Below are 23555 nucleotides of genomic sequence, written 5' to 3'. Positions count from 1 at the left end.
GGCGACCGGCGCTCTCACGCTACGATCGCCATCCCGCGATCCGTGGCGTCGAGCCGCCTCCCCCCGTCCGCCGTGCACGTCACGACGTCCGTGATCCGTACGCCGAAGCGGCCCGGCAGATACACACCCGACCCGATCGAGAAGCACATGCCGGGGACGAGAAAGGTCTCCTCGCCCTCGGTGAGGTACGGCGGCTCGTGAGCGGTGACTCCGATGCCGTGGCCGGTGCGTTCGGCGGCGTACTCGCCGTACCCCGCGTCCTCGATCCACCGGCGTGCCCCGCGGTCGACCTCCTGGCAGGTCGCGCCGGGGGCGACCGCCTCGAAGGCCGCCTGCTGGGCCGTACGGACGAGGTCGTGGACCGTGCGTTCCTCCTCCGTCGGTTCGTCGACGTGGACCGTGCGGGTCAGGTGCGAGGCGTAGCCGTCCTTCAGACCGCCGAAGTCCAGGATCACCATGTCGCCCTTCGTCAGCGTCCGTTCGCCCGTCCTGTGGTGCGGGTCCACGCTGTTCCGGCCGGACGCCACCACGGTGAAGACCTGCCTGTGGCCGTGTACGCGGAGCAGGTGGGCGAGGTCGGCGGCCACGTCGGACTCACGGCGGCCGGTGAATCGTACGGAGAGGATCTCCTCGTACACCGCGTCCGCCGCCGCTGCCGCCGACGCGAGGCGGGCCACCTCGTGGTCGTCCTTCACGGCGCGCAGCAGCGGGAGTACGACGGTCAGGGGCCGGTAGGTGGTGAGGGGGAGGGCTTCCTGGAGGCCCAGCAGGTGCAGCGCCCAGGTGGTGTCGGAGACGGCGTAGCGGCCGTTGGGGAGGAGGAGGCCGGTCGCTGCCGCGTACGGGTCCTGGCCGTCGCGCCAGTCGGAGATGCGGACGGCGTCCGCGCCGGGTGCCGTCTGCGCGTCGGGACGTTCGAGGGACGGGACCAGCAGGCGGGGTTCGGAGCCGGGGGTGAGGACGAGGAGGGTGAGGCGTGCCGTCGTCGCAGTGGGGCGGTAGCCGCAGAGCCACGTCAGGTCGGGGCCGGGAGTGATGAGCAGTCCGGCCAGGCCGGTCTCGGCAGCGTCCCTGGCCGCCCTGGTCATACGAGCCGCGTAGTCCTCTTCCGTGAAGGGGGCGGGGGTGTCGTTCATGGGGGCTCCTCCGACCGCTGCCGTCGTCCGGTTCATCGTCCGAGGAGTCAGGCGCGGGGTGCCCGGGGGCGTGGGCCGACCGGGTGAGGGTTCAGGCCGTCTCGGGGCCGAGTGAACGCTCCGTCACCCGGGTCAGATGGCGGTGGAAGACCTCGCGGGTGTCCGGGGTCAGCGTGCGCAGCGCCACCAATGCGGTGATCACCACGTCGCACAGCTCACCCTGCACGTCCTCCCAGGTGTGGCTGACGCCCTTGCGGGGGTTCTGGCCGATCGCCCCGATGACCGCCTCGGAGACCTCGCCGACCTCCTCGGAGAGCTTCAGCATGCGCAGGAGGAGGCCTTCGCGGCCGCTCACGGGCTGATCCGTCTCCAGCCAGGCCCACAGGGCGTCGACGGACTTCCAGAGGTCCGGAGAGGGCATGCCGTGATCACTCATGCGGAGCAGCTTGCCACGGCGTGGGGTCCCGTTCGGCTACTCCCCGAACAACGCCTCCTCCTCCTCGAACAGCGCCGTCTGCGCGCCCTCGCCCCCGTCCTCCTTCTCCCGCAGCCGCCGAGCCCGCGCCCCCACCACCGCCGCGGTCACCAGCCCCGTCGCCGCGAGGGCCACCGGCACCATCCATCCCCGGTTGACCGTGTGGCCGAGGGCGTGGTCCAGGGAGATCCGGCCCGGCCCCGTCACCGCCAGGCCCGCCGCCGTGAGACCCAGCGTTGCCGCGTACTCGTAGCCGCCGCCCGCGTTGAAGAAGCCGTTGGGGGCGTGTACCGCGGACGCGCCGGCCATCGCGCCGGCCGCCGCCGCGCCCGCCGCCGGGGTCGCCAGGCCCAGTGCCAGCAGGGTGCCGCCGCCCGCCTCGGCCAGCCCCGCCGCCGTGGCGCTCGCCCGGCCCGGCGCGTAGCCGACGGACTCCATGAACTGGCCGGTTCCCTCGAGGCCGCCCCCGCCGAACCAACCGAGCAGTTTCTGCGCGCCGTGGGCGGCCAGCGCACCCCCGGTTCCCAGCCGAAGAAGCAGCAGGCCCAGATCACGTCGGTCGTAAGCGGTCACGATGACTCCCAGCAGAAATGGAACGAGACCCCCCTCGCGTTTCCACCGTCGCACCGCTCACACCTGCCCGGAATACTCGTGCGGCCGTTCGGGTGGCGGCCCCGGGGGCGCGGTGTGAGTCTGGCTGGCATGACGATTCAGACCGCCAGACTCAGCGACCCGGCCGTCCGCGCCTTCGTCTTCGCCGTCAACGCCCATGACCGCGAGGCCTTCCTGTCCCTGCTCGCGCCCGGCGCGACCATGGCGGACGACGGCAGCGACCGTGACCTCGACGAGTGGATCGACCGGGAGATCTTCTCCTCCAACGGCCACATCGATGTCGACAACGAGTCCAACGGCGGCCGTTCCCTCCTCGCCCACTACCGCAACGACGCCTGGGGCGAGATGCGCACCCGCTGGGACTTCACGGTCGAGGAGGACGGCAGGATCTCCCGCTTCGAGACCGGCCAGGCCTGAAATCCCGAGAATCCCCCTCGCCAACCCCTTGCCCTGAAGCGCACTTCAACTCCTAGCGTTCAGGCATGGAGATCACACGCACTCTCGGCCGCTCCGGCATCGAGGTCAGCGCACTCGGCTTCGGCTGCTGGGCTATCGGCGGCGAATGGCAGGACGCCGACGGACAGCCCCTCGGTTGGGGCAAGGTCGACGACGAGGAGTCCGTACGGGCGGTGCACCGCGCCCTCGACCTCGGCATCACCTTCTTCGACACGGCGGACACCTACGGCGCCGGACACAGTGAACGGGTGCTCGGACGGGCGCTGGGCAAGCGGCGGGACGACGTGGTCGTCGCCACCAAGTGGGGCAACGTCTTCGACGAGGAGACCCGCACCCGCACCGGCGTCGACGACACCCCGGCCCACGCCCGCCGCGCCCTCACGGCGTCCCTCGACCGGCTCGGCACCGACCATGTCGACCTGTACCAGCTGCACCTGAACGACCTGGACCCCGAGCGCGCGGCCGAACTCCGGGATCTGTGCGAGGAGTTCGTGGGCGAAGGCCTGATCCGCGTCTACGCCTGGAGCACCGACGACCCGGCCCGCGCCGCGGTGTTCGCGCAGGGAGAGCACTGCACGGCCGTGCAGCACGCGCTCAACGTGCTTCAGGACACGCCCGAAATGCTCTCCCTGTGCGAGGAGTTGGGCCTGGCCAGCATCAACCGCAGCCCGCTCGCGATGGGGTTGCTGGCCGGTAAGCGCCAAGGGCCGAAGGACACCGGCGACATCCGCAGCAAGCCCCCGGCCTGGCTCCAGGGCTTCGGCGACGGTACGTCCGCCGACCCGGAGTGGCTCTCCCGCATCGACGCGCTGAGGGAGATCCTCACCAGCGAGGGCCGCACCCTGGCCCAGGGCGCCCTGGCCTGGCTGTGGGCCCGGAGCCCGCGCACGGTTCCGATCCCCGGCTTCCGGTCGGTGGCCCAGGCGGAACAGAACGCCGGGGCGATGGAGAAGGGGCCGCTCACCGCCGAGCAGCTGACCGAGGTCGACAGCCTTCTGCAACGGTGAGCGGCCCCGCCTCGAACAGCGCTCCTACCCCTGAGCCAACGACTGTTCGGTCAACGTGAGCTGTCCCGCCTTGATGGTCGCGAGGCGGGGTGCCCGACGAGCGATCGACGAGTCATGGGTGACCAGGATGAACGTCAGCCCGTACTCGTGCCACAGCCCCTCCAGCAACGCCATGATCTCGTCGCGCATCGACTCGTCGAGGTTGCCGGTCGGCTCGTCGGCGAGCAGCACCTTCGGCTTCTTGACCAGCGCACGCGCGATGGCCACCCGCTGCTGCTGGCCACCGGACAACTCGGAGGGCGCGTGGGTGAGCCGCTCACCCAGCCCCACCGAGCGGAGCGCCTCCGCCGCCCGCTCACGCCGTTGCGCCGGCTTCACTCCCAGCGGGACCAGTGCCGTCTCGACGTTCTCCTGCGCGGTCAGCGTCGGGATGAGGTTGAACGACTGGAAGATGATGCCGATCTTCTCGGCCCGCAGCCGGGTCAGCCTGGCCTCGCTGGTCTTCGCCAGGTCGACGCCGTCCAGTTCGACGCTGCCTTCGGTCGGGCGGTCCAGGCCGCCGATCATCTGCAACAGCGTGGACTTGCCGCCACCGGTGGGGCCCTGGATGACCAACTGGTCGCCGTCCTCGATGGTGAGGTCGACGCCCCGCAGCGCCTCCACCGTCTCCTTGCCGCGCGTGTAGCGCTTGGTGACGCCGGTGAGTCTGTACATGAGAACTCCGTAGAGAAGAAGAAGTGGGGAAGGCGACAGCGGTTACGACACGCTGCGCAGCGCGTCCGCGGGCCGCATCCGTGAGGCACGCCACCCGCCCATCGCCCCGGCGATCAGACCGCCGGTCACCGCGAGGCCCACCGCGAGCGCGATGGTGGTCATCGAGACGGGCGCGGAGAGCGCGATCTCCATGGTGTTCCGGGTGGCCTGGCCGGGGCCACCGCCACCGCCGGGGCCGCCCGCACCGCCACCGCCGCCGGTGCTGCCGAGCTGCGCGGTCAGCTTGGGGCTGATCGCGGTCACCGTGTACGCGGCCGCGAGGCCGAGGCCGATACCGAGGGCGCCGCCGAGCAGGCCGTTCACGATCGACTCGCCGACGACCTGCCGGGTGACCCGGCGGCTCGGCCAGCCGAGCGCCTTCAGGGTGCCGAACTCGCGCACCCGGCGGGAGACCGCCGAGGAGGTCAGCAGCGCGGCGACCAGGAAGGCGGCGACGAGCACGGCGATGGACAGCCACTTGCCCACGCTGGTCGCGAGGTTGGAGGCGGTGGACAGGGACCCGGAGACGGTCTCCGCGAGGTCGGCGGAGGTCGTGACGGTCGTACCGGAGATGTTCTTCTGGATCGCCGCCTTGACGGAGTCGATCTGCTTCGAGTCGCTCGCCTTGACGTAGATCGTGGTGACCTGGTTCTTGGCGTCGGCCAGTGTCTGCGCCTGCTGCAGCGGCAGGTAGACGTCGGTGGTGGACTCGCTGCTGTCCGGCGTCGCGACGCCGATGATCGTGTACGTGGTGCCGGAGATCTTCAGGGTCCCGCCGACCTTGAGGGAGTTCTCCTTGGCGTAGGCCTTGCTGACGACGGCGACCTTCGCGTCGGTCTGCGCGGCGGTGAAGGTCTTGCCCGTGGTGATCCTGGAGCCGGCCAGCGGGCCCAGCGTCTGGTCGGTGACGTCCACCCCGGCGACGGAGTAGGAGTTCACGTCGAAGTTGGCGCCGCCGCCCTGGACCTGGGGCGCGGCGGTGCTGCCACTGCTGCTGCCGCCGCCCGGGCCGCCCTGGCCGCTGTTCCCGGTGTTTCCACCGGAACTCTGTGCCTTGCCCTGGGTGAAGGAGCCGTCGACCTTGGTGACGTTCAGGGTCAGCGCGCCCACCGCGCTCGCCACGCCGCTCTGCTGGGAGACCTTGGTGACCACGCCGGCCGCCAGGGCCTGACCGCCCTGGGTCGTCACGCGGTCGGAGCTCTGCGTGTCGTCGCTGTCGTTGGAGTCGGCGTCGAACTGGAAGTTCGGTCTGCCCGAACTTCCGGACGTCGGGGCCGACCTGGCCTTGGTGACGGTCATGTCGGTGCCGAGGCCGTAGAGAGACTTCAGGACCTTGTCCTGAGCCTGTGTCATGCCGGCCGACACCGAGTTGACGGTGATGACCAGCGCGATACCGAGCGCCAGACCCAGAGCGATGACCAGGGCCGCCTTCTTGCGCCGGCCCAGCTCGCGCTTGAGATAGATGCCAAACATCCCGTTCCTCGAAGGTTCTTGGCGCCCGCTGTGGGCGCGCCCTCAAGGTAGGGACGCAGCATTGCGGGGCCGTGAGGAAGGGATATGCGCGGGCTGAGAAGGGATGTGCGCGAGCTGAGAATGTGCGCGGCGGCCGTCCATGGACCGGTGCGTACCTCGCGGTCCCACGCGAGATCCACCCCCCATCCGGTCCATGGATGGCCGCCGCGCTCCCCCTCGGATGCGGTCGACGGAACGCCACTCCTCAAGTGTGAAGCTCTTGTGGAGAGCGTGTGATGAGCATAAGCCGCCAACCGGCCGCAGTGGGGTGGAAGCACATATTCCGTTTGGGGAGATCGGTTGCTCAGCCACGCCCCACATACGGCATGGCCGTCGCCAGTACGGTCGCGAACTGCACGTTCGCCCCCAGCGGCAGCTCCGCCATGTGCCGCACCGTGCGCGCCACATCGGCCACGTCCATCACAGGTTCCGGCGCGACCTCCCCGTTGGCCTGCAACGCCCCCGTCTCCATCCGCGCGGTCATGTCGGTCGCCGCGTTCCCGATGTCGATCTGCCCCACCGCGATGCCGTACGGCCGCCCGTCCAGCGACAGCGACTTGGTGAGGCCGGTGAGGGCGTGCTTGGTCGCGGTGTAGGCGACGGAGTGCGGCCGGGGTGCGTGCGCCGAGATCGAGCCGTTGTTGATGATCCGTCCGCCCTGCGGGTCCTGCTCCTTCATCTGCCGGTACGCCGCCTGCGCGCACAAAAACGCCCCGTTGAGGTTGGTGTCCACCACATGCCGCCAGGCGTCGTACGGCAGCTCCTCCACCGGCACCCCGCCGGGATCGAACGTCCCCGCGTTGTTGAACAGCAGATCCACCCGCCCGAACCGCTCCACGACGGCGGCGAACAGGGCGGCCACGTCGTCCGGTTGGGAGACGTCCGTGCGCAGGGCCACGCAGTCGCCCCCGGGCGCGAGCGCCGCCGTCTCCTCCAGTGTCCCGGTCCGCCGCCCCGCGAGCGCCACCGACCAGCCCGCGCCCAGCAGTTCCACCGCGACCGCGCGTCCGATCCCGGAGCCCGCGCCGGTCACCACCGCGACCTTGTTCGTAGCTTGCCTGTCATCCATGGGGCCGCAGCGTAGGCGCCGCCACCTGGAACTCATTCGTCCGACACCCGACTGTTGTGTACGCGCCAATCAGGAGTAGTCCTGGACCACTCCAATTGGCGTCTGCATCCATCAGTCAGGGGAGGACCCGATGACACACGACCCCCGCAGGTCACAGCACACCCCAGAACTCCGCGCCGCCGCACGCCACTTGCCCCGCCGCCGCTTCCTGACCGTCACCGCGGCGGCAGCCGCCCTCGCCTTCTCCGTGAACCTGCCGGCCGCCGGCACCGCGAGCGCCGCTGAGCTGGACGCCGCGAAGATCACCGAGGACCCCTTCACGCTCGGCATCGCCTCCGGCGACCCGTTGCCCACGTCCGTGCTCCTGTGGACCCGCCTCGCCCCCACCCCCTACCAGCCCGACGGCGGCCTGCCGGCCGAACGCGTCACGGTCCACTGGGAGGTGGCGCACGACGAGAGATTCCACCGCGTCGCCAGAAGCGGCACGGCCGTCGCCCACCCCGAGTTCAACCACACCGTGCACGCCGAGGTGAACCACCTCGACTCCGACCGGGACTTCTTCTACCGCTTCCGCGTCGGCAAGTGGATCAGCCCGACCGGCCGCACCCGCACCGCCCCGGCCCCCGGCAGCCGCAACCGGCAGCTCACCTTCGCGGGCGTCTCCTGCCAGGCATACACCGACGGCTACTGGACGGCGTACCGCCATCTCGCCGACGAGGACGTCGACATGGTCCTCCACTTCGGCGACTACCTCTACGAGTACGCGGTCAACTCGGTCGGCGGTTACCGCAACTACACCGACCGGACCGTCCCCGACATCTTCAACCACGAGACGGTGACGCTGGAGGACTACCGCCTGCGGTACGCCCTCTACAAGACCGACCCCGACCTGATCGCCGCCCACGCGGCACACCCCTTCGTGGTCACCTGGGACGACCACGAGACCGAGAACAACTACGCCGACGACATCCCCGAGAACAGCGTCCCGCCGGAGGAGTTCCTGCTGCGCCGGGCCGCCGCATACCGCGCCTACTGGGAGAACCAGCCGCTGCGCCGCCCGCAGCTGCCGGTGGGCCCCGACGCGCAGCTCTACCGCCGCCTGCACTGGGGCCGACTCGCCCAGTTCGACATCCTCGACACCCGCCAGTACCGCTCCGACCAGGCCTACGGCGACGGCCTCCAGCTGCCCGGGCCGGTGATCGACGACCCGGAGCGCACGATGACCGGGGACCGGCAGGAGCGCTGGCTGCTCGACGGCTGGCGCGACTCACGGGCCCTGTGGAACGTCGTACCGCAACAGGTCAACTTCTCCCAGCGCAAGCTGGACCTCAACCCCGTCTCCAAGCTCTCCATGGACTCCTGGGACGGCTACCGTGCCTCACGCCGCCGCATCCTGGACGGCGCGAAGGCGGCCGGCATCGAGAACCTGATGGTCCTCACCGGGGACGTACACGTCGCCTACGCCTACGACATCAAGGACGACTTCGACGACCCGTCCTCCCGCACCCTCGGCACCGAGATCGTCCCCACGTCGATCTCCAGCGGCCGGGACGGCGCCGAGCACCTCCCGACCTGGGAGACGTACACGAAGGCCAACCCGCACATGAAGTTCTACGACGGCCGGCGCGGTTACGGGATCATCCGGCTGGACCGTGAGCAGGGGCGGGCCGACTTCAAGGTCGTGCCGTATGTGACCACGCCCGGGGCGCCCGTCTTCACTGCCGCGTCCTTCATGACGAGGGTGGGGGACCAAGGGCTCAGGCAGGTGTGAGTTCCGGCTCACCCGCCTCGCTCGGATAGCGGACGCCGATCCGGTCCCGTACCGCGTCGAGCGTCCGCATCACGGCCAGCGTGCCGTCCAGCGGCACCAGCGGGGACTGCGTCTCACCGGCCCGCACCGCGCGCATGACCTCGCGGGCCTCGTGCTTGAGGCTGTTGCGGGGCCCGTCGGCCGGGTCGGCGACGAACTCCTCCGGGTCGCGCCCGTCGCGGTGCAGGACGAAACGGTCCGGGTGGAAGAAGCCGTTCGGGATGTCGATCCGACCCAGCGAGCCGGTGACCGACGCGATCGTGGCGGTGCCGCCGGTCAGGGAGCAGTGCAGGGAGGCGAGCGCCCCGCTGTCCCAGGACAGCAGCGCGCCCGTCTGCAGGTCCACGCCCTCCTCGGAGAGCACCGCCTTCGCCGTGACGTCCGAGGGCTCCCCGAGCAGCAGATGCGCGAACGACACCGGATACACCCCGAGGTCGAGGAGCGCGCCCCCGCCCTGCGCCGGGTCCCGCAGCCGGTGCGCGGGCGGGAAGGGCCCGGCGAGCCCGAAGTCGGCCTGCACCGTGCGGATCTCGCCGATCGCGCCGTCGTCGACGAGGCCCTTGAGCCGCCGGATCAGCGGGTTGCAGTACATCCACATGGCCTCCATGAGGAAGCGGTCGTGCTCCTTCGCGAGCGCGACCAGCTCCTCGGCCTCGCGCGCGTTCAGCGTGAACGCCTTTTCGCACAGCACGTTGCGGCCGGCGGTCAGGCACAGCCCGGCGGCCACGCGGTGCGCCGAGTGCGGGGTGGCGACGTACACGACATCGATGTCCGCGTCCTCGGCCAGGGCGCCCCAGTCGCCGTACGCCCGCTCGATCCCGAACCGCTCCGCGAACACCTTCGCCGAGGCCTCGGACCGCGAGGCGACCGCCACGACCTCCGCGTCCGGCAGATCCACCAGGTCCGCGGTGAACGCCGCCGCGATCCCGCCCGTCGCCAGAATCCCCCAGCGCACGCTCTGCTCCGTCATCCCGGCTCCACCCTCGCTCACGTGACCCTCGCCACCCTGTACGAGCTGAGAGCATAGGCGGCGGATCACTTGGAGAGGGAGGGGCACATGCCCGAGCAGGGCGCACCGACACCGCACCTGGAGCAGCGGGCGGCCACCGCGGACAAGGAACCACCCACGGTCGCCGTCCGCCGCACCGGCCTGCTCGTCACCCTGCTCCTGGGCGGCCTCACCGCCACACCACCGCTGGCGATGGACATGTACCTCCCCTCGCTGCCCGAGGTCACCGACGCCCTGCACGCGCCCGCCGCCACCGTCCAGCTCACCCTCACCGCCTGTCTGCTCGGCATGGCCCTCGGACAGCTGGTGGTCGGCCCGATGAGCGACCGCTGGGGCCGCAGGCGCCCGCTGCTCGCCGGTCTCGTCGTGTACGTCGTCGCCACCGCGCTGTGTGCCGTCGCGCCCACGGTGGAGTTCCTCGTCGGCTTCCGGCTGGCGCAGGGTCTCGCGGGCGCGGCGGGCATAGTGATCGCCCGCGCCGTGGTCCGGGACCTGTACGACGGCCTGGCGATGGCCCGCTTCTTCGCCACCCTCATGCTGATCGGCGGGGTCGCACCGATCGTCGCGCCGCTGATCGGCGGGCAGATCCTGCGGGTGACGGACTGGCGGGGCGTGTTCGTGGTCCTGACGGTCATCGGCGCGCTGCTCGCCGCCCTGGTCTGGGCACGGTTGCCCGAGACCCTGCCGGCGGCGGAGCGGCACACCGGCGGTGTCGGCGAGGCCCTGCACGCGATGCGCCGTCTCCTCGCCGACCTGCCGTTCACCGGCTACCTGCTCACCGGCGGCTTCGCCTTCGCCGCGCTGTTCGCCTACATCTCCGCGTCGCCGTTCGTGATCCAGGAGATCTACGGCGCCTCCCCGCAGACCTTCAGCCTGCTGTTCGGCCTGAACTCCGTCGGGCTGGTCATCGTCGGCCAGATCAACGGCAAGGTGCTGGTGGGCAGGGTGAGCCTGGACCGGGCGCTGGGCGTGGGCCTGCTGATCGTGACGGCGGCGGCCACGGCGTTGCTGCTGATGGCGACGGGGACCTTCGGCGAGGTGGGCCTGGCTCCCGTCGCCGCCGCGCTCTTCGTCCTGATGTCGGCGATGGGCGTCACCCTGCCCAACGCCCAGTCCCTCGCCCTGCTGCGCACCACGCACTCCGCCGGCTCCGCTTCCGCCCTGCTCGGCACGTCCTCCTTCCTCATCGGTGCGATCGCCTCCCCATTGGTCGGGATGGCCGGGGAGGACACCGCCGTCCCGATGGCGGTCGTCCAACTGGCGGCAGCACTGGTAGCCCTCACCTGTTTCATGGCAATGTGCCGTTCCGGGAACAGGCGTGCGACTACGGAGGGAGCGGAGAACTGAGCGCACCGAGACTGCGCACCGACACACCGGAACGGGCCGGGCTCGACCCCGAGGAACTCCGGCTTCTGGTCCGGGAGTTCCACGCCCTCACCACCGGCGCACACCCCTGGGCCCCGGGCGCCGTCCTGGCCGCCGGGCGCGGCCCGGTGATCGCCGTGGAGGAGGCGTCGGGCTGGGCCGTCCGCTACGCGTCCTACGACCCCGAAGCCGACGCGGGCGTGGAACTGCCCCCGGCCGCACGCGTCCCCGTCCGGGTGGACACCCCCTTCGACCTGGCATCCCTCACCAAACTGTTCACGGCCGTGGCCGCGGTGCAGCAGATCGAGCGCGGCACGCTGGGCATGGACGCGCGCGTAGGGGCCTACCTGCCCGACTTCACGGCGGCCGCGACGCACTCCGTCACCGTCCGCCAACTGCTCACCCACACGTCCGGACTGCGCCCCGAACTCCCTCTCCACGACTGTGACAGCGACGAGGAGCGCCTGAACCTCCTGCGCGCCGAGCCGCCCATCGGAGTCCCCGGCACCTACACCTACTCCGACCTCAACCCGCTCCTCCTCCAGCACGTCCTCGAACGCATCACCGGCCGCCCCCTCGACGTCCTCGTCCACGAGGGCATCACCCGCCCCCTCGGCATGACGTCCACCCGCTTCGGCCCCTGCCCGTGGGCGGCCGCCACGGAGGACCAGCGCCGGCCGTGGGCCAAGGCGGACCGGGGGATGCTGCGGGGCCGGGTCCACGACGAGAACGCGTGGTCGCTGGGAGGAGTGGCGGGCCACGCGGGCCTCTTCTCGACCGCCCGCGACCTCGCGATCTTCTGCCGGGCCCTGCTGGCGGGCGGCGCGTACGGCCCCGCCCGCATCCTCGGCCCGGACTTCGTGGAGCTGCTGCTGACCCCACCGGGGCTGGGCTTCGCCATCGACCAGAAGTGGTTCATGGGCGAGCTCGCGGGGCGGGGCGCGGCGGGCCACACCGGTTTCACGGGCACGTCCCTGGTCCTGGACCCGGCGACGGACACTTTCGTGGTGCTGCTGGCCAACACGGTCCACCCGCGAAGACGCCCCCCGGACAACAGGCCGAGGGCGCAGGTGGCGCGGGCGGTGAGGGGCACGTGAGTCTCTTCAGCCGTCCGGTGTCTGAGGCGAGCCACCACGAGGCCCGCTCCACACCTGCCGCCCATAGAATCCTCGGGTGACCGCCCCCGCACCCCCGTCCGAAACCCTCCGCACCGCCCTCGCCACCCTCCTCGACGGCCTCCCCCCGAAGCAGGCGGCCCAGGCGGTGGACCGCCTGATCGCCAACTACCGCGGAATCACCCCCACCGACACCCCGATCCTCCGCGACCGCGCGGACGTGGCCGCCTACGCCGCGTACCGCATGCCCGCCACCTTCGAGGCGGTCCACGCGGCCCTGGAGGCATTCGCCGAGGCCGCCCCCGACTGGATCCCCGCCAGTCACACCGACGTCGGCGGCGGGACCGGTGCCGCCACCTGGGCCGTCACCGCCACCTGGCCGGGCGACCGCGCGGTCACCGTCCTCGACTGGTCCGACCCCGCGCTCGCCCTCGGCCGCGAGATCGCCACCGCGAACCCGGCCCTGCGCGACGCCCACTGGCAGCGCAGCAGGATCGGCAAGGACCTCACCCTGCCCGCCACGGATCTGGTCACCGTCTCGTACGTCCTCAACGAACTCACCCCCGCCGACCGCACCGCCCTCGTGAACACCGCGGCGGCGTCGGCACAGGCCGTCGTGATCGTCGAGGCGGGCACCCCCGCCGGGTACGCCCGCGTCATCGAGGCCCGCGACCGGCTGATCGCCGCCGGCTTCCGTGTCGCCGCGCCCTGCCCGCACAGCGCCGCGTGCCCGATCGTCCCCGGCGAGGACTGGTGCCACTTCTCGGCGAGGGTCAGCAGGTCGTCCCTCCACCGTCAGGTCAAGGGCGGCTCACTGCCGTACGAGGACGAGAAGTTCAGCTACGTGGCGGCGACCCGACTCCCCGCCACTCCGGCGTCCGCCCGGGTGATCCGCCGGCCGCAGATCCGCAAGGGACAGGTGCTCCTCGACCTGTGCGAGCCCGACGAGCACCTGACCCGCCGCACGGTCACCAAACGGCACGGCGACCTGTACAAGGCGGCGAGGGACGCGGCGTGGGGCGACAGCTGGCCCCCCGCGGACCGCTAGGCCCGATCCGCGGGGCCCCGGTCACGACGACGCTTCCCCCGCTGCGTCCGTCTCCCGCTTCTCCTGGAGCTTCCGCAACAGCTCACGCTTCTGGGCCTGCGGGTCCTGCGCGCCGCCGATCCGGCCGTCGCGCTTGCCGCCGCGCAGCGCCTTGCGGCCGATGTTGCTGCGGGTCCCGCCGACTCCGAGCATGTCGCCCGATCCACCCCGTGCCATGACCTTCTCCTTTCACCCGGGCCGAGATTAAACGAGACGTCTCGTCTCGCGAACCTCTCCCACTCTCTGGCGAGACGCACCGTCTTGTCAACCTGGTAAATTCGCCCCATGGCCACCCAGAAGTCCAAGCAGCCCACCCCCGACACCACCCGCCGCAGCGAACGGTCCCGCCGTGCCATCTACGACGCCGCCCTCGACCTCGTCGCCGAGGTCGGCTACCCCAGGACCACGATCGAAGGGATCGCCGCCCGCGCCGGTGTCGGCAAACAGACGATCTACCGCTGGTGGTCGTCGAAGGCGGAGGTGCTGATGGAGGCCTTCCTCGACCTGGGCGAGCAGGCGGCACGCGAGGCCGGCCCCGAGGAGGCGTACACCATTCCGGACACCGGTGATCTCGCCGCCGACCTCAAGGCCGTACTGCGGCTCACCGTGGACCAGCTCAAGGACCCCCGCTTCGAGGCCCCCTCCCGCGCCCTGGCCGCTGAGGGCGTCGTCAACGAGGAGGTCGGCCGGGCCTTCATGGCCAAGCTCCTCGAACCGTCGCTCCAGCTGTACGTCGACCGCGTGCGCGCCGCCCAGGAAGCCGGCCAGGTGCGCCCCGAGATCGAGCCGCGCATCGCCCTCGAACTCTGGGTCTCCCCCCTCGCCCAGCGCTGGCTCCAGCACACCGGCCCGATCACCTACGACTACACCGACACCCTCGTCGACTACGCCCTCCACGGCATCGCACCGCGCTGAGCCGCCCGCGAGACGCTCACTCACGCTCAAATCCGCTCAGGGCCCCCCGGAGCGGAGGAAGGTGGGATCATAAGGCATGCTGTTCCGCACGACAGCGAGGCGAGGGTGGTAGATGAGCGCGGAGTCGGGGGGCCTGACCGGCCTGCAGAGCAAACTCTCCCAATGGCTGCGCGGACGCCGGCCGAAGGAGGCCGCCGCCGGGGCCGAAGGCGGCCGTGAGGCCCTGCTGCTGGCCGCTGCCTCAGCGGGACTCCCGCTCGCGCCCGCCGCGCATCCCGCCCCCGGGTACCGATGTTCCTGCGACCGGGTCGGATGCCCCACGCCCGCCCGTCATCCCGTGTCCTTCGCCTGGCAGACCCAGTCGACCACCGACCGCGCGCAGATCGAGCGCTGGGCCCGGCACCAGCCGCAGGCCAACTTCATCACTGCCACCGGAATGGTCCACGACGTCCTCGACGTCCCCCTGGAGGCAGGGCGGGAAGCGCTGGAGCGGCTCCTCGGCTCCGGGATCGAGGTCGGACCCGTCGCCGAGAGCGACGACGGCCGGCTCCTGTTCTTCACCCTCACCCGCGGCACTCCCGAGGACGAGGACGAGTGGTGGCCGTGCGAACTGGACTGCCACCCCGAGACGGCCGACGAACACCCCGGCCTGCGCTGGCACTGCCGGGGTTCCTACGTCCTCGTACCGCCCGCCCGGCTGCCCGGCGGCCAGGCCGTGCACTGGGTCCGCGGCCTCGAACACCCGCTGCCCGACCCGCTGAACCTCCTGGAAGTCCTCACCGACGCCTGCTCCCGCTACGTCGGCGAGGAGCCGGACCACGAGAACGCGGCCTGGCCCCTGCGCCGGTAGCGAGTCGGCTGTGGCCGGTCTCTACGAACCCTTCGCGGACGTCAGGCCCTGGATCCGGCCGAGCACGTCGACCTGCTGCTCGCCCGCGCCCTTCGGCGGGTCGACGGCCACCGAGTTGGAGACGATCTCCATCGTCAGGGACTGCTTGATCTCGCCGGTCGTCAGGGCCCGCACGGCATCGGTGGTGGGGATCGAGGTGCCCGGGGCGGCCGTCTGCTTCGTGAAGAGGTGCGTGGCGAAGAACACCAGCGCCCCCCCGTCCGTCGTGCGCAGGGCCAGCGGCGCGTAGTCGCCGCTCGTCATCGGTTCGTCGATGTACTGGGTGACCAGGCCCGGCCGCTTGCCGTCCTTCTCGCGCGCCGCACGCCAGGTGCTGGTGTACGCGCCGTCCGTGAAGGTGTCGCCGCCGCTCTTGAGGTAGGTCGCGTACTCCTGGCCCACCTCGCCGGGCGGGACGGCCAGTTCGGCCGAGTTCACCGGCACGGTCTCGGCCCAGCCGTCCGCGTCCTTCTTGAACTGCGGCACCTTGCCCTCGGCCACCAGCGTCAGATACGCCACCTGGAACGGCTCGTCGAGCCCGTTGCGGGTGAACACGAGCAGCCAGCGCGCGGTGCCGCCCTTGTTGCCGGCCGCGTCGGCCAGGAACCAGCGCGGCCAGCCCGCCTTCTTCGGGATGGTGTACGTCACGTCCGACAGCTTCAGCGGTGTGTGCGTGGCATTGCCGCTCGGGCTGTTGGCCTTGCCGGCCTTCAGCCGCGCCGCGTCGATGGCACCGAGCGCACCGGTGACGTGGGCGGCGTCCAGTGAGCTGTCGTACGCCTTGTCCGCCGCGTTGTACGCGTTCGTGAACTGCTGGAGCGCCTTGGCGGCCTCCGCCTTGGTGGTCGCGGGAAGCACCTCCCGCTCGCCGTGCACCACCATGCATCCGCTCGCCGTCAACGACAAAGCGGTCACAGAGGCTGCTATCAGTGCGCTCCGGTCAAGCCTGCGGAGCCTTCGAGGGCCGCGATCCCTGCTCATCAGGTGCCTTCACCTTCCCCTTCCCGGAGGCGAACCCTACCGGGGCGAGGAAGAGCGCGAGCGTCGGGATCAAGTACAGCAGCCACACCGTGACCTGAAGGACGGTCGGATCCGGCTGGAAGTTGAACACGCCCTTGAGGAGCGTGCCGTACCAGCTGTCCGGCGGGATGGTGTCGCTGATGTCGAAGGCCCTGTCGGTCAGGCCCGGCAGCCAGTTCGCCTCCTGGAGGTCGTGGAAGCCGTACGCCAGCACACCCGCGGCCACCACGACCAGCATTCCGCCGGTCCAGGTGAAGAACTTGGCCAGGTTGATGCGCAGGGCGCCGCGGTAGAACAGCCAGCCCAGGAAGACCGCCGTGGCGATGCCGAGGGCCGCGCCGACCAGCGGGCGCGGGGTGCCGTCGCCGGCCGCGTGCACCGACGCCCACACGAACAGGGCTGTCTCCAGGCCCTCCCGGCCCACCGCGAGGAACGCGGTGGCGACCAGGGCGGCGGTGCCCATCTGCAGGGCGGCGTCCAACTTGCCGTGCAGCTCCGACTTCAGGTGCCGGGCGGTGCGCCGCATCCAGAAGACCATCCACGTCACCAGGCCGACCGCGAGGATCGACAGGGAGCCGCCGAGCGCCTCCTGCGCCTCGAACGTCAGCTCCTGCGAGCCGAATTCGAGCGCGCACCCGAAACCGAGGGCGAGCGCGACCGCGACGCCGATGCCGATCCAGATGGGCCTCAGGGCGTCCCGGCGGTCCGTCTTCACCAGGTAGGCGATGAGGATGCAGACGACCAGGCTGGCTTCCAGCCCCTCGCGCAGACCGATCAGGTAGTTGGAGAACACGGGTCAGGCCTCCTTGGAGAACAGCGTGCTGCCCCACCAGTCGTCCTTGTCACGGACGCCGGGCGGGACGGCGAAGACCGCCGAACCCACGTGCTGGATGTACTCGTTGAGCGCGTCCGTGGCCAGATGGCGCTGGATCCGGATGAAGCCCTCACGGACGTCCTTCTGGTACGCGAGGAAGAACAGCCCCGCGTCCAGCCGGCCGAGGCCGTCCGTGCCGTCGGTGAAGGAGTAGCCGCGGCGCAGGATCGTCGCCCCGCCGTTGGAGTCGGGGTGCGCGAGCCGGACGTGCGCGTCGGGCTTCATCGCCGGCAGGAACGGCTTGTCGCGCTCCTTGGCCTTGCCGACCGGCGCGCCCTCGCCCTTGTCCCGGCCGAAGACGTCCTCCTGCTCCTGCAGCGAGGTGCGGTCCCAGGTCTCGATGTGCATGCGGATGCGGCGGGCGACGAGGTAGGAGCCGCCGTTCATCCACGGGGCGTCCTTGGCGTCCTGGGCGGAGTCCACCCACACGAACTTCTTCAGCCGGTCCGTCTCCGTGCCCGCGATGTTGCGGGTGCCGTCCTTGAACCCCATCAGGTTGCGGGGGGTCTGCGCGTCCGGCGTGGTCGAGGACGTCTTGCCGAAACCGAGCTGCGACCACCTGATGACGACCTTGCCGAAACCGATGCGGGCCAGGTTGCGGATCGCGTGCACGGCGACCTGCGGGTCGTCCGCGCAGGCCTGCACGCACAGGTCGCCGCCGCTGCGGTTCTTGTCGAGGTTGTCCCCGGCGAACCGGGGGAGGTCGACGAGCGCGTCGGGCCGCTGGTCGGCCAGGTCGAACTTCTCGAAGAGGGACGGCCCGAAGCCGATCGTCAGCGTCAGCCGCGACGGCTTGAGCCCGAGCGCCTCCCCGGTGTCGTCCGGCGGCGCCTCGGCGAGACCGCCGTACGCCCCTTCGCCGACCGCCTTCCCCGCGGTCATCCGCCGCGCGGCCGCCGTCCAGTCCTTGAGCATCTGCACGAACTCGGCGCGGTCCTCCGTCGTCACGTCGAACGCGGCGAAGTGCAGCCGGTCCTGCACGGGGGTGGCGATGCCCGCCTGGTGGGTGCCGTGGAACTCGACGGCGGCACCGGCCGAGGCCGCGGCCGGTTCGATGTCGTCGCCGGTACGGGTCATCGCGACCGCGCCACCGGCAGCGGCGGCACCGAGCGCGAGCCCGGCCCCGCCCCAGCCGATCAGCGCACGGCGCGAGGGAGCCGGGTCCGTTGCTGCGTCCGTCATGATCCCCGCCTCAGGAAGACTTGGTGACGACGGCGGCGGCGAGCTTGGACAGCGGCTCCGCGAGCGCGTTCACACCGTCCGACAGTTGCTTGCGATCGGCGTCGCCGACCTTGTCGTACGAGGTGAAGTCGTAGGACGTCTTGTCGGCGCGGTACTTGTCCAGCAGCGTGTTCAGCGCGGCGAACTGCTTGTCGAGCTCGGTGACCAGGGCCGCGTCGTTCTCCTCGGCGACCGGCTTCAGCAGCTCGTACGACTTCTCGGCGCCCTCGACGTTGGCCTTGAAGTCGACGAGGTCGGTGTGCGAGTAGCGCTCCTCCTCGCCGGTGACCTTGCCGGTGGCGACCTCGTCGAGGAGCTCCTTGGCGCCGTTGGCCATCGAGGTCGGGGTGATGTCCGCCTTGCCGACCCGGTTCTGCCAGTCGGTGAGGTCGGTGATCAGCTGATCGGCGAGGGTCTTGTCCTCGGCGGTGATCTTCTTGTCCTGCCAGAGGGACTTCTCGAGCCGGTGCCAGCCGGTCCACTTCTGCCCGCCCTCCAGCCCGTCGGCCCGCACATCGACCTTCGGGTCGATGTCCCCGAAGGACTCGGCGACGGGCTCGGTGCGCTCCCAGCCGATGCGGGAGGGGGCGTAGGCCTTCTTGGCGGCCTCGAGGTCGCCGGACTTGACCGCGGCGGCGAAGGTCTTCGCCAGCGGCAGGGTGGCGTCGGCCTGTGCCTGCGCGTACTTGCGGTACGCGGCGACCGCCGAGTCGAGGCGCGGGTCGCGCTTGGCCACGGTCCCGCCGGTGGCCTTGACCTCCTGCCGGATACCGTCGCCCTTCATGCCGGGCTTGCAGGCGATCGTGTAGTCGCCGGCCTTCACCTCGGCGGTGACCTTCTGCTTGGTGCCGGGGCCGATGTTCTCGCGCTCGGTGACGATCCGGTCGTCCGGGAACAGGACGTAGACCTCGGTGACCTTGGAGCCCTTGTTCTCGATGGCGAGCTCCACGTGGCCGGCCGGGAACGCCTTCTTGGAGACCTCGCACTTGCTGTCGGTCGCGGTCACGTCGATCACGCGGTCGCTGTCGCCCGAGCTTCCCTTCTCCGTGCACCCCGTGACGGCGGTCAGAGCCGCCACAGCGGTGAAGGTGAGGACGGACAGTCGGGCGGCACGCATACGAGCTCCTGAGGGTTGGTGAGGCTCGCCTAACTTATCTGAGGCTTATCTATCTATGGCTCAAAATGAACGTCAAGTAAAGGTCAAAGGAGAGTCAAAGGTTCCGCTCCTGAGCCACGTGGAGGTGCCGGGCCTGGGCGGATGCTTCAATTCCTCCGTGAGTGACTACGACGTGCTGCGCGTCTTCTGCGCGCCGAACGGCGGCTACGGCAATGAGCTGGGCGTCGTCCGCGAGGGGTCCGTGATGCCGGACCGGGACGAACGGCAGGCGTTCGCCGCGAAGCTCGGGTTCAGCGAGACCGTGTTCGTCGACGATCCCGAGCGAGGGGTCATCGACATCTACACGCCCTCCGTGCGGCTGGCGTTCGCCGGGTATCCGTGCGTCGGGGCGGCCTGGTTGCTCGACGTGCCCGAACTCGTCACACCCGCCGGGGTCGTCGGTACCCGGCTGGACGGGGAGTTCAGCTGGATCGAGGCGCGGGCCGAGTGGGCGGCGCCGCGGACCTTCCGCCAGTACGGCACCGCCGCCGAGGTGGACGATCTCGCCGTACCGGCTGCCGGCGAGTGGGTTTACGCCTGGGCCTGGGAGGACGAGGCCGCCGGGCGGGTCCGGGCCCGTGGCTTTCCCGGCCGGGGTGACGGTGTCGAGGAGGACGAGGCCACCGGTGCCGCGGCTCTCCAGCTCACCGCCGAACTCGGCCGCGCCCTGAACATCGTCCAGGGCGCCGGCTCCCAGATCCTCACGGCTCCGCAGCCGGGGGGATGGGTGGAGGTGGGAGGCCGGGTCTTCCTGGAGCGCTGAGGCTCAGCCGACGCTACGGCAGCGTCAGGATCTCCGCCCCCGTCTCCGTCACCACCAGCGTGTGCTCGAACTGTGCCGTGCGCTTGCGGTCCTTCGTGACGACCGTCCACCCGTCGTCCCACATGTCGTACTCGTGCGTCCCGAGCGTCAGCATCGGCTCGATCGTGAACGTCATGCCGGGCTGGATGACCGTCGTCGCGTGCGGGCTGTCGTAGTGCGGGATGATCAGGCCGCTGTGGAAGGAGGAGTTGATGCCGTGGCCCGTGAAGTCCCGGACGACTCCGTAGCCGAAGCGCTTGGCGTACGACTCGATGACCCGGCCGATGATGTTGATCTGGCGGCCCGGCCTGACCGCCTTGATCGCGCGGGCCAGGGACTCCCGGGTGCGCTCGACCAGCAGCCGGCTCTCCTCGTCGACGTCACCCACCAGGTACGTCGCGTTGTTGTCGCCGTGCACCCCGCCGATGTACGCCGTCACGTCGAGGTTGATGATGTCGCCGTCCCGGAGCACGGTGGAGTCCGGAATGCCGTGGCAGATCACCTCGTTGAGGCTGGTGCACAGGGACTTCGGGAAGCCCCGGTAGCCGAGCGTCGACGGGTAGGCGCCGTGGTCGCACATGTACTCGTGCGCCACCTTGTCCAGTTCGTCGGTGGTCACCCCGGGGGCGATCAGCTTCGCGGCCTCCGCCATCGCCCGGGCCGCGATACGGCCGGCGATCCGCATCGCCTCGACGGTCTCCGGAGTCTGCACCTCCGGACCCTTGTACGGCGTCGGCGCGGGCTTGCCGACGTACTCGGGGCGACGGATGTTTCCGGGCACGGAACGGATGGGGGAGAGTTCCCCGGGCACGAGCAGCGACTGGCCAGACATGCCGACGAGTCTATCCAGCGGCGATGGGGGAACATGTCGTTGGCGAGAGGAGCAGGTCATGCCCTTGTTCAAGAAGCGTGCGGTCGGCAAGCCGGGCGAGTGGTACTACTGCCTGGAGCACAAGAAGGTCGAGGAAGGGCCCCAGTGCCCGGCCAAGGACCGCTTCGGGCCGTACGCGAGCCGGAAGGAAGCGGAGCAGGCGATGGAGACGGCACGCGAGCGCAACCTCGAGTGGGAGAACGACCCCAGGTGGCACGACTCGTCCACGCCTGCCGAGGACGGCTGATCACGCCTCCATGGGGGCCGGCGCGGCCGCCTCGCGTTGCTTGCGCAGCCGCGTCGCGTGCTCGTTCGTACGGACGTCGTACGACATCAGCCTCGGCAGGCACAGGGCCAGCAGGCCCACGGCGCCCGCGCACAGCAGGCCGCCCGACCAGACCGACGTCCGCACACCCCACCACGAGGCGAAACCGCCGGCCCTGACCTGGCCGACGGTCGGTCCCACCGAGTACGACAGCAGTTCGATCCCGGCGAGCCGCCCCCGCAGCTCGTCCGGGATCGTCTGGTTCCACATGGCCCCGCGGAAGATCCCGCTGACCATGTCGCAGCCGCCGGCCACCGTCAGGAACAGCAGCACCAGCCACACGTCGTCCATGATCCCGGCCGCCGCGATCGCCAGGCCCCAGAGGGCGGCCGACAGCACCACCATCCGGCCGTGCCGGTGGATCCGTGAGGTCCATCCGCTCGTGAGGCTCACCAGCAGGGAGCCGAGCGGGACACTCGCGTACATCAGGCCCAGCGACCAGTCCGCGTCCAGTTCGTCCGCGAGGAACGGCAGCAGGGCCAGCGGCATCGCCAGGAACATCGCGGCGAGGTCGACGGCGTAGGTGCCGAGGAGTTCCTTGCGGCTCCAGGCGTACCGCGCGCCCTCCGCGATGGCCTTCAGCGACGGCTTGGCCGCCTCGTGGGAGGCGGGGGAGGCCGCGATCCGTACGACGAGGACGACGGAGACGGCGAAGGTCAGCACGTCCGCGCCGTAGGCCCAGCCGAGGCCCGCGTAGGCCACCACCACGCCCGCCAGCGCCGGGCCCGCGACCCCGCCGACCGTCCAGCGGAAGGAGTTCAGCGAGGCCGCCGCCGGGAGGTGGTCGTGGGCCACGATCCGGGGCCAGAGGGAGTCGAGCGCGGGGCGCTGCACCGAGACCAGGGCGGAGGACAGGGCGGCGACGACGTACAGCGGCCAGACGGCGGGGTGCGGCAGCAGGGCGTTGAGCAGCAGGGCCACGCTCAGCAGGCCCTGCCCGGCCTCGGTCCACACGATCAGCTTCCGCTTGTCCCACGCGTCCGCGAGCGCGCCGCCGTACAGCCCGAAGACGAGGAGGGGGATCAGCTCCACGGCCCCGATCGCGCCCACCGCCGCGGCCGAACCGGTCAGGTCCTTCAGCTGCACCGGCAGCGCCACAAAGGTCAGGAAGCTGCCGAAGTTCGAGATCAGCCCCGCGTACCACAGCCGCCGGAAGTCCCGGGAGGCCCGCCAGGGGGCGAGGTCGGGGAGCATGGCGCGAAGGCCGGAGGGAGGTTCGGGGGCGTCGTCGGTCACGACCGGTCATGGTCGGGGGCGGCCTCCCCGTCCGGCAACTGCTTTTCGCGGCTACCAGCGGGCGGGAGGCGGCGCGGTCAGATGGTCGGCCAGTCGCGACAGCCGGTCCCGGAACCGCCGCCGGCCCCTGGGGGCGGGGACGGCGTTCTCTCCGGCCGCCGCGCTCACCAGGTGCTGCACGGTGTCCAGGTCGAGGTCCGTGCCCTCCGGTACGGCCAGCGACTCGTGGGCCATCGCGGCGAGTTCGCCCTCGCCGGGGCCGAGGGAGAGGATCGTCGCCCCGGCCCGTCGGGCGTCGTGCACATGCCCCAGAAGCGGGGCGCCCGGCCGGTCCGGGGACACCACCAGCAGGGTCTCGCCACGCCGGGCCGCCGCGAGCCGGCCCGGTCCGACCGACAGGTGCGCGGGGTCGGTGGGGCGCGCGTCGTGGCGTACGAGAGTGGGGGCCAGCTCCGGTGTGCCCGACCAGGCGGCCTCGTCGACCAGATGGGCCGCCAGGTGCCACGGTTCGTACTCCGGCGTGCCGACCAGGAGCAGCCCGCCGCCGTGCGAGACCACCGACCCCCGCAGTACGCCCGCGAAGCGTCGCGTGGCCCCCAACCACTCGGTCCCGGCGAGCACTTCGCGCAGCAGCGCGACCCGTACGGCGTCCATGGGGTCGCATCCTGCCGCAAACGGACGACCCTGACCGGCGGTTCACCCCGAATTCGCCCGAACCGGGCAGAGCGACACCGAGGACGGCGGCCGCGCCCTGCGCACACCTCCGGCATCACCTTCCGGCGGTGCCCGTGACGCGGCTCACCCGCCCGGCCGGGGCGAGCGGGGCGGACGTAAAGTCGG

25 protein-coding genes are annotated in these 23555 nt (G+C 71.1%); 10 read left to right on the top strand and 15 right to left on the bottom strand.

Annotation, left to right across the window (positions count from 1 at the left end; translation table 11 throughout):
* Positions 1 to 14: 14 nt before the first annotated feature.
* From QF027_RS14380 to QF027_RS14370, 3 genes are all read right to left on the bottom strand, one after another.
* Positions 15 to 1136 (bottom strand): M24 family metallopeptidase, encoded by a 1122-nt coding sequence (locus tag QF027_RS14380; RefSeq protein ID WP_307074878.1) that lies wholly within the window; start codon positions 1134 to 1136, stop codon positions 15 to 17.
* A 91-nt stretch (positions 1137 to 1227) separates the two neighbouring features.
* Positions 1228 to 1572, bottom strand: coding sequence for a MazG-like family protein (locus QF027_RS14375; RefSeq protein ID WP_306982334.1), 345 nt, complete (start codon positions 1570 to 1572; stop codon positions 1228 to 1230).
* A gap of 36 nt (positions 1573 to 1608) precedes the next feature.
* On the bottom strand, positions 1609 to 2184 hold the full coding sequence (locus QF027_RS14370; RefSeq protein WP_306982337.1) for a DoxX family protein: 576 nt from the start codon (positions 2182 to 2184) through the stop codon (positions 1609 to 1611).
* 129 nt (positions 2185 to 2313) lie between these two features.
* On the opposite strand from QF027_RS14370, the gene QF027_RS14365 reads away from it, so the two are divergent.
* Positions 2314 to 2640: a nuclear transport factor 2 family protein gene (locus QF027_RS14365; protein ID WP_307074877.1), complete on the top strand. Its 327-nt coding sequence runs from the start codon at positions 2314 to 2316 to the stop codon at positions 2638 to 2640.
* 65 nt (positions 2641 to 2705) lie between these two features.
* Positions 2706 to 3686, top strand: a complete 981-nt coding sequence (locus QF027_RS14360; RefSeq protein ID WP_307074875.1) for an aldo/keto reductase — start codon at positions 2706 to 2708, stop codon at positions 3684 to 3686.
* 24 nt (positions 3687 to 3710) lie between these two features.
* Here QF027_RS14360 and QF027_RS14355 read toward each other — a convergent pair whose 3' ends face one another.
* The 3 genes from QF027_RS14355 to QF027_RS14345 form a co-directional block, all read right to left on the bottom strand.
* A complete protein-coding gene (locus QF027_RS14355; protein ID WP_307074873.1) occupies positions 3711 to 4400 on the bottom strand; it encodes an ABC transporter ATP-binding protein in 690 nt (229 codons plus the stop codon).
* Between the two features lie 42 nt (positions 4401 to 4442).
* Positions 4443 to 5912, bottom strand: coding sequence for an ABC transporter permease (locus tag QF027_RS14350; RefSeq protein WP_307074871.1), 1470 nt, complete (start codon positions 5910 to 5912; stop codon positions 4443 to 4445).
* Between the two features lie 343 nt (positions 5913 to 6255).
* Positions 6256 to 7020 carry an SDR family oxidoreductase gene (locus tag QF027_RS14345; protein ID WP_307074869.1) on the bottom strand — a complete coding sequence of 255 codons (765 nt, stop codon included), beginning with the start codon at positions 7018 to 7020 and terminating at the stop codon, positions 6256 to 6258.
* 130 nt (positions 7021 to 7150) lie between these two features.
* Between QF027_RS14345 and QF027_RS14340 the strand changes: the two genes are divergently transcribed.
* Positions 7151 to 8791, top strand: a complete 1641-nt coding sequence (locus tag QF027_RS14340; RefSeq protein WP_306982350.1) for an alkaline phosphatase D family protein — start codon at positions 7151 to 7153, stop codon at positions 8789 to 8791.
* Here QF027_RS14340 and QF027_RS14335 read toward each other — a convergent pair.
* Positions 8778 to 9800, bottom strand: a complete 1023-nt coding sequence (locus QF027_RS14335; RefSeq protein ID WP_306982353.1) for a Gfo/Idh/MocA family protein — start codon at positions 9798 to 9800, stop codon at positions 8778 to 8780. The genes QF027_RS14340 and QF027_RS14335 overlap by 14 nt on opposite strands.
* Positions 9801 to 9887: 87 nt before the next feature.
* Between QF027_RS14335 and QF027_RS14330 the strand changes: the two genes are divergently transcribed.
* From QF027_RS14330 to QF027_RS14320, 3 genes are all read left to right on the top strand, one after another.
* Positions 9888 to 11186 carry a multidrug effflux MFS transporter gene (locus tag QF027_RS14330; RefSeq protein ID WP_307074867.1) on the top strand — a complete coding sequence of 433 codons (1299 nt, stop codon included), beginning with the start codon at positions 9888 to 9890 and terminating at the stop codon, positions 11184 to 11186.
* Positions 11138 to 12301, top strand: a complete 1164-nt coding sequence (locus tag QF027_RS14325) for a serine hydrolase domain-containing protein (protein WP_307074865.1) — start codon at positions 11138 to 11140, stop codon at positions 12299 to 12301. The genes QF027_RS14330 and QF027_RS14325 overlap by 49 nt, the downstream gene beginning before the upstream one ends.
* 76 nt (positions 12302 to 12377) lie before the next feature.
* Positions 12378 to 13367: a small ribosomal subunit Rsm22 family protein gene (locus tag QF027_RS14320; protein WP_307074863.1), complete on the top strand. Its 990-nt coding sequence runs from the start codon at positions 12378 to 12380 to the stop codon at positions 13365 to 13367.
* Positions 13368 to 13388: 21 nt separating this feature from the next.
* On the opposite strand, the gene QF027_RS14315 is transcribed toward QF027_RS14320, so the two are convergent.
* Positions 13389 to 13583, bottom strand: coding sequence for a DUF6243 family protein (locus tag QF027_RS14315; RefSeq protein WP_307074862.1), 195 nt, complete (start codon positions 13581 to 13583; stop codon positions 13389 to 13391).
* Between the two features lie 108 nt (positions 13584 to 13691).
* On the opposite strand from QF027_RS14315, the gene QF027_RS14310 reads away from it, so the two are divergent.
* Both QF027_RS14310 and QF027_RS14305 read left to right on the top strand, forming a co-directional pair.
* Positions 13692 to 14321 carry a TetR/AcrR family transcriptional regulator gene (locus QF027_RS14310; protein WP_307074860.1) on the top strand — a complete coding sequence of 210 codons (630 nt, stop codon included), beginning with the start codon at positions 13692 to 13694 and terminating at the stop codon, positions 14319 to 14321.
* A 112-nt stretch (positions 14322 to 14433) separates the two neighbouring features.
* The gene (locus QF027_RS14305; RefSeq protein ID WP_307074858.1) at positions 14434 to 15171 is read left to right on the top strand and encodes a bifunctional DNA primase/polymerase; all 738 of its coding nucleotides are present in this window, start codon (positions 14434 to 14436) and stop codon (positions 15169 to 15171) included.
* A 21-nt stretch (positions 15172 to 15192) separates the two neighbouring features.
* Here the strand turns inward: QF027_RS14305 and QF027_RS14300 are convergent, their stop codons facing one another.
* From QF027_RS14300 to efeO, 4 genes are read right to left on the bottom strand one after another with little or no spacing between them, the layout of a single operon-like run.
* Positions 15193 to 16191, bottom strand: coding sequence for a hypothetical protein (locus QF027_RS14300; protein ID WP_307074856.1), 999 nt, complete (start codon positions 16189 to 16191; stop codon positions 15193 to 15195).
* A complete protein-coding gene (efeU, locus tag QF027_RS14295; protein ID WP_306982369.1) occupies positions 16151 to 17023 on the bottom strand; it encodes an iron uptake transporter permease EfeU in 873 nt (290 codons plus the stop codon). Before efeU ends, QF027_RS14300 begins: the two co-directional genes overlap by 41 nt.
* A gap of 3 nt (positions 17024 to 17026) precedes the next feature.
* The gene (gene efeB / locus QF027_RS14290; RefSeq protein WP_307074854.1) at positions 17027 to 18286 is read right to left on the bottom strand and encodes an iron uptake transporter deferrochelatase/peroxidase subunit; all 1260 of its coding nucleotides are present in this window, start codon (positions 18284 to 18286) and stop codon (positions 17027 to 17029) included.
* A gap of 10 nt (positions 18287 to 18296) precedes the next feature.
* Positions 18297 to 19442: an iron uptake system protein EfeO gene (gene efeO / locus QF027_RS14285; protein ID WP_307074852.1), complete on the bottom strand. Its 1146-nt coding sequence runs from the start codon at positions 19440 to 19442 to the stop codon at positions 18297 to 18299.
* 157 nt (positions 19443 to 19599) lie between these two features.
* On the opposite strand from efeO, the gene QF027_RS14280 reads away from it, so the two are divergent.
* Complete coding sequence (locus QF027_RS14280) at positions 19600 to 20244, top strand: PhzF family phenazine biosynthesis protein (RefSeq protein ID WP_307074850.1); 645 nt, start codon at positions 19600 to 19602, stop codon at positions 20242 to 20244.
* 13 nt (positions 20245 to 20257) lie between these two features.
* Here QF027_RS14280 and map read toward each other — a convergent pair whose 3' ends face one another.
* The gene (gene map / locus QF027_RS14275) at positions 20258 to 21115 is read right to left on the bottom strand and encodes a type I methionyl aminopeptidase (protein ID WP_069764377.1); all 858 of its coding nucleotides are present in this window, start codon (positions 21113 to 21115) and stop codon (positions 20258 to 20260) included.
* 58 nt (positions 21116 to 21173) lie between these two features.
* Between map and QF027_RS14270 the strand changes: the two genes are divergently transcribed.
* On the top strand, positions 21174 to 21401 hold the full coding sequence (locus QF027_RS14270) for a hypothetical protein (RefSeq protein WP_306982378.1): 228 nt from the start codon (positions 21174 to 21176) through the stop codon (positions 21399 to 21401).
* On the opposite strand, the gene QF027_RS14265 is transcribed toward QF027_RS14270, so the two are convergent.
* Together QF027_RS14265 and QF027_RS14260 are read right to left on the bottom strand one after the other, a co-directional pair.
* Entirely contained in the window at positions 21402 to 22715 is a 1314-nt protein-coding gene (locus QF027_RS14265; protein WP_373431009.1) for an MFS transporter, read from the bottom strand.
* A gap of 51 nt (positions 22716 to 22766) precedes the next feature.
* The gene (locus QF027_RS14260) at positions 22767 to 23369 is read right to left on the bottom strand and encodes a hypothetical protein (RefSeq protein ID WP_306982380.1); all 603 of its coding nucleotides are present in this window, start codon (positions 23367 to 23369) and stop codon (positions 22767 to 22769) included.
* Between the last annotated feature and the right edge of the window lie 186 nt (positions 23370 to 23555).

Origin of the sequence: Streptomyces canus (assembly GCF_030816965.1) — a bacterium.
In the GTDB taxonomy this organism is placed as follows: domain Bacteria; phylum Actinomycetota; class Actinomycetes; order Streptomycetales; family Streptomycetaceae; genus Streptomyces; species Streptomyces canus_E.
This window is presented reverse-complemented; position numbering and strand designations above follow the sequence as displayed.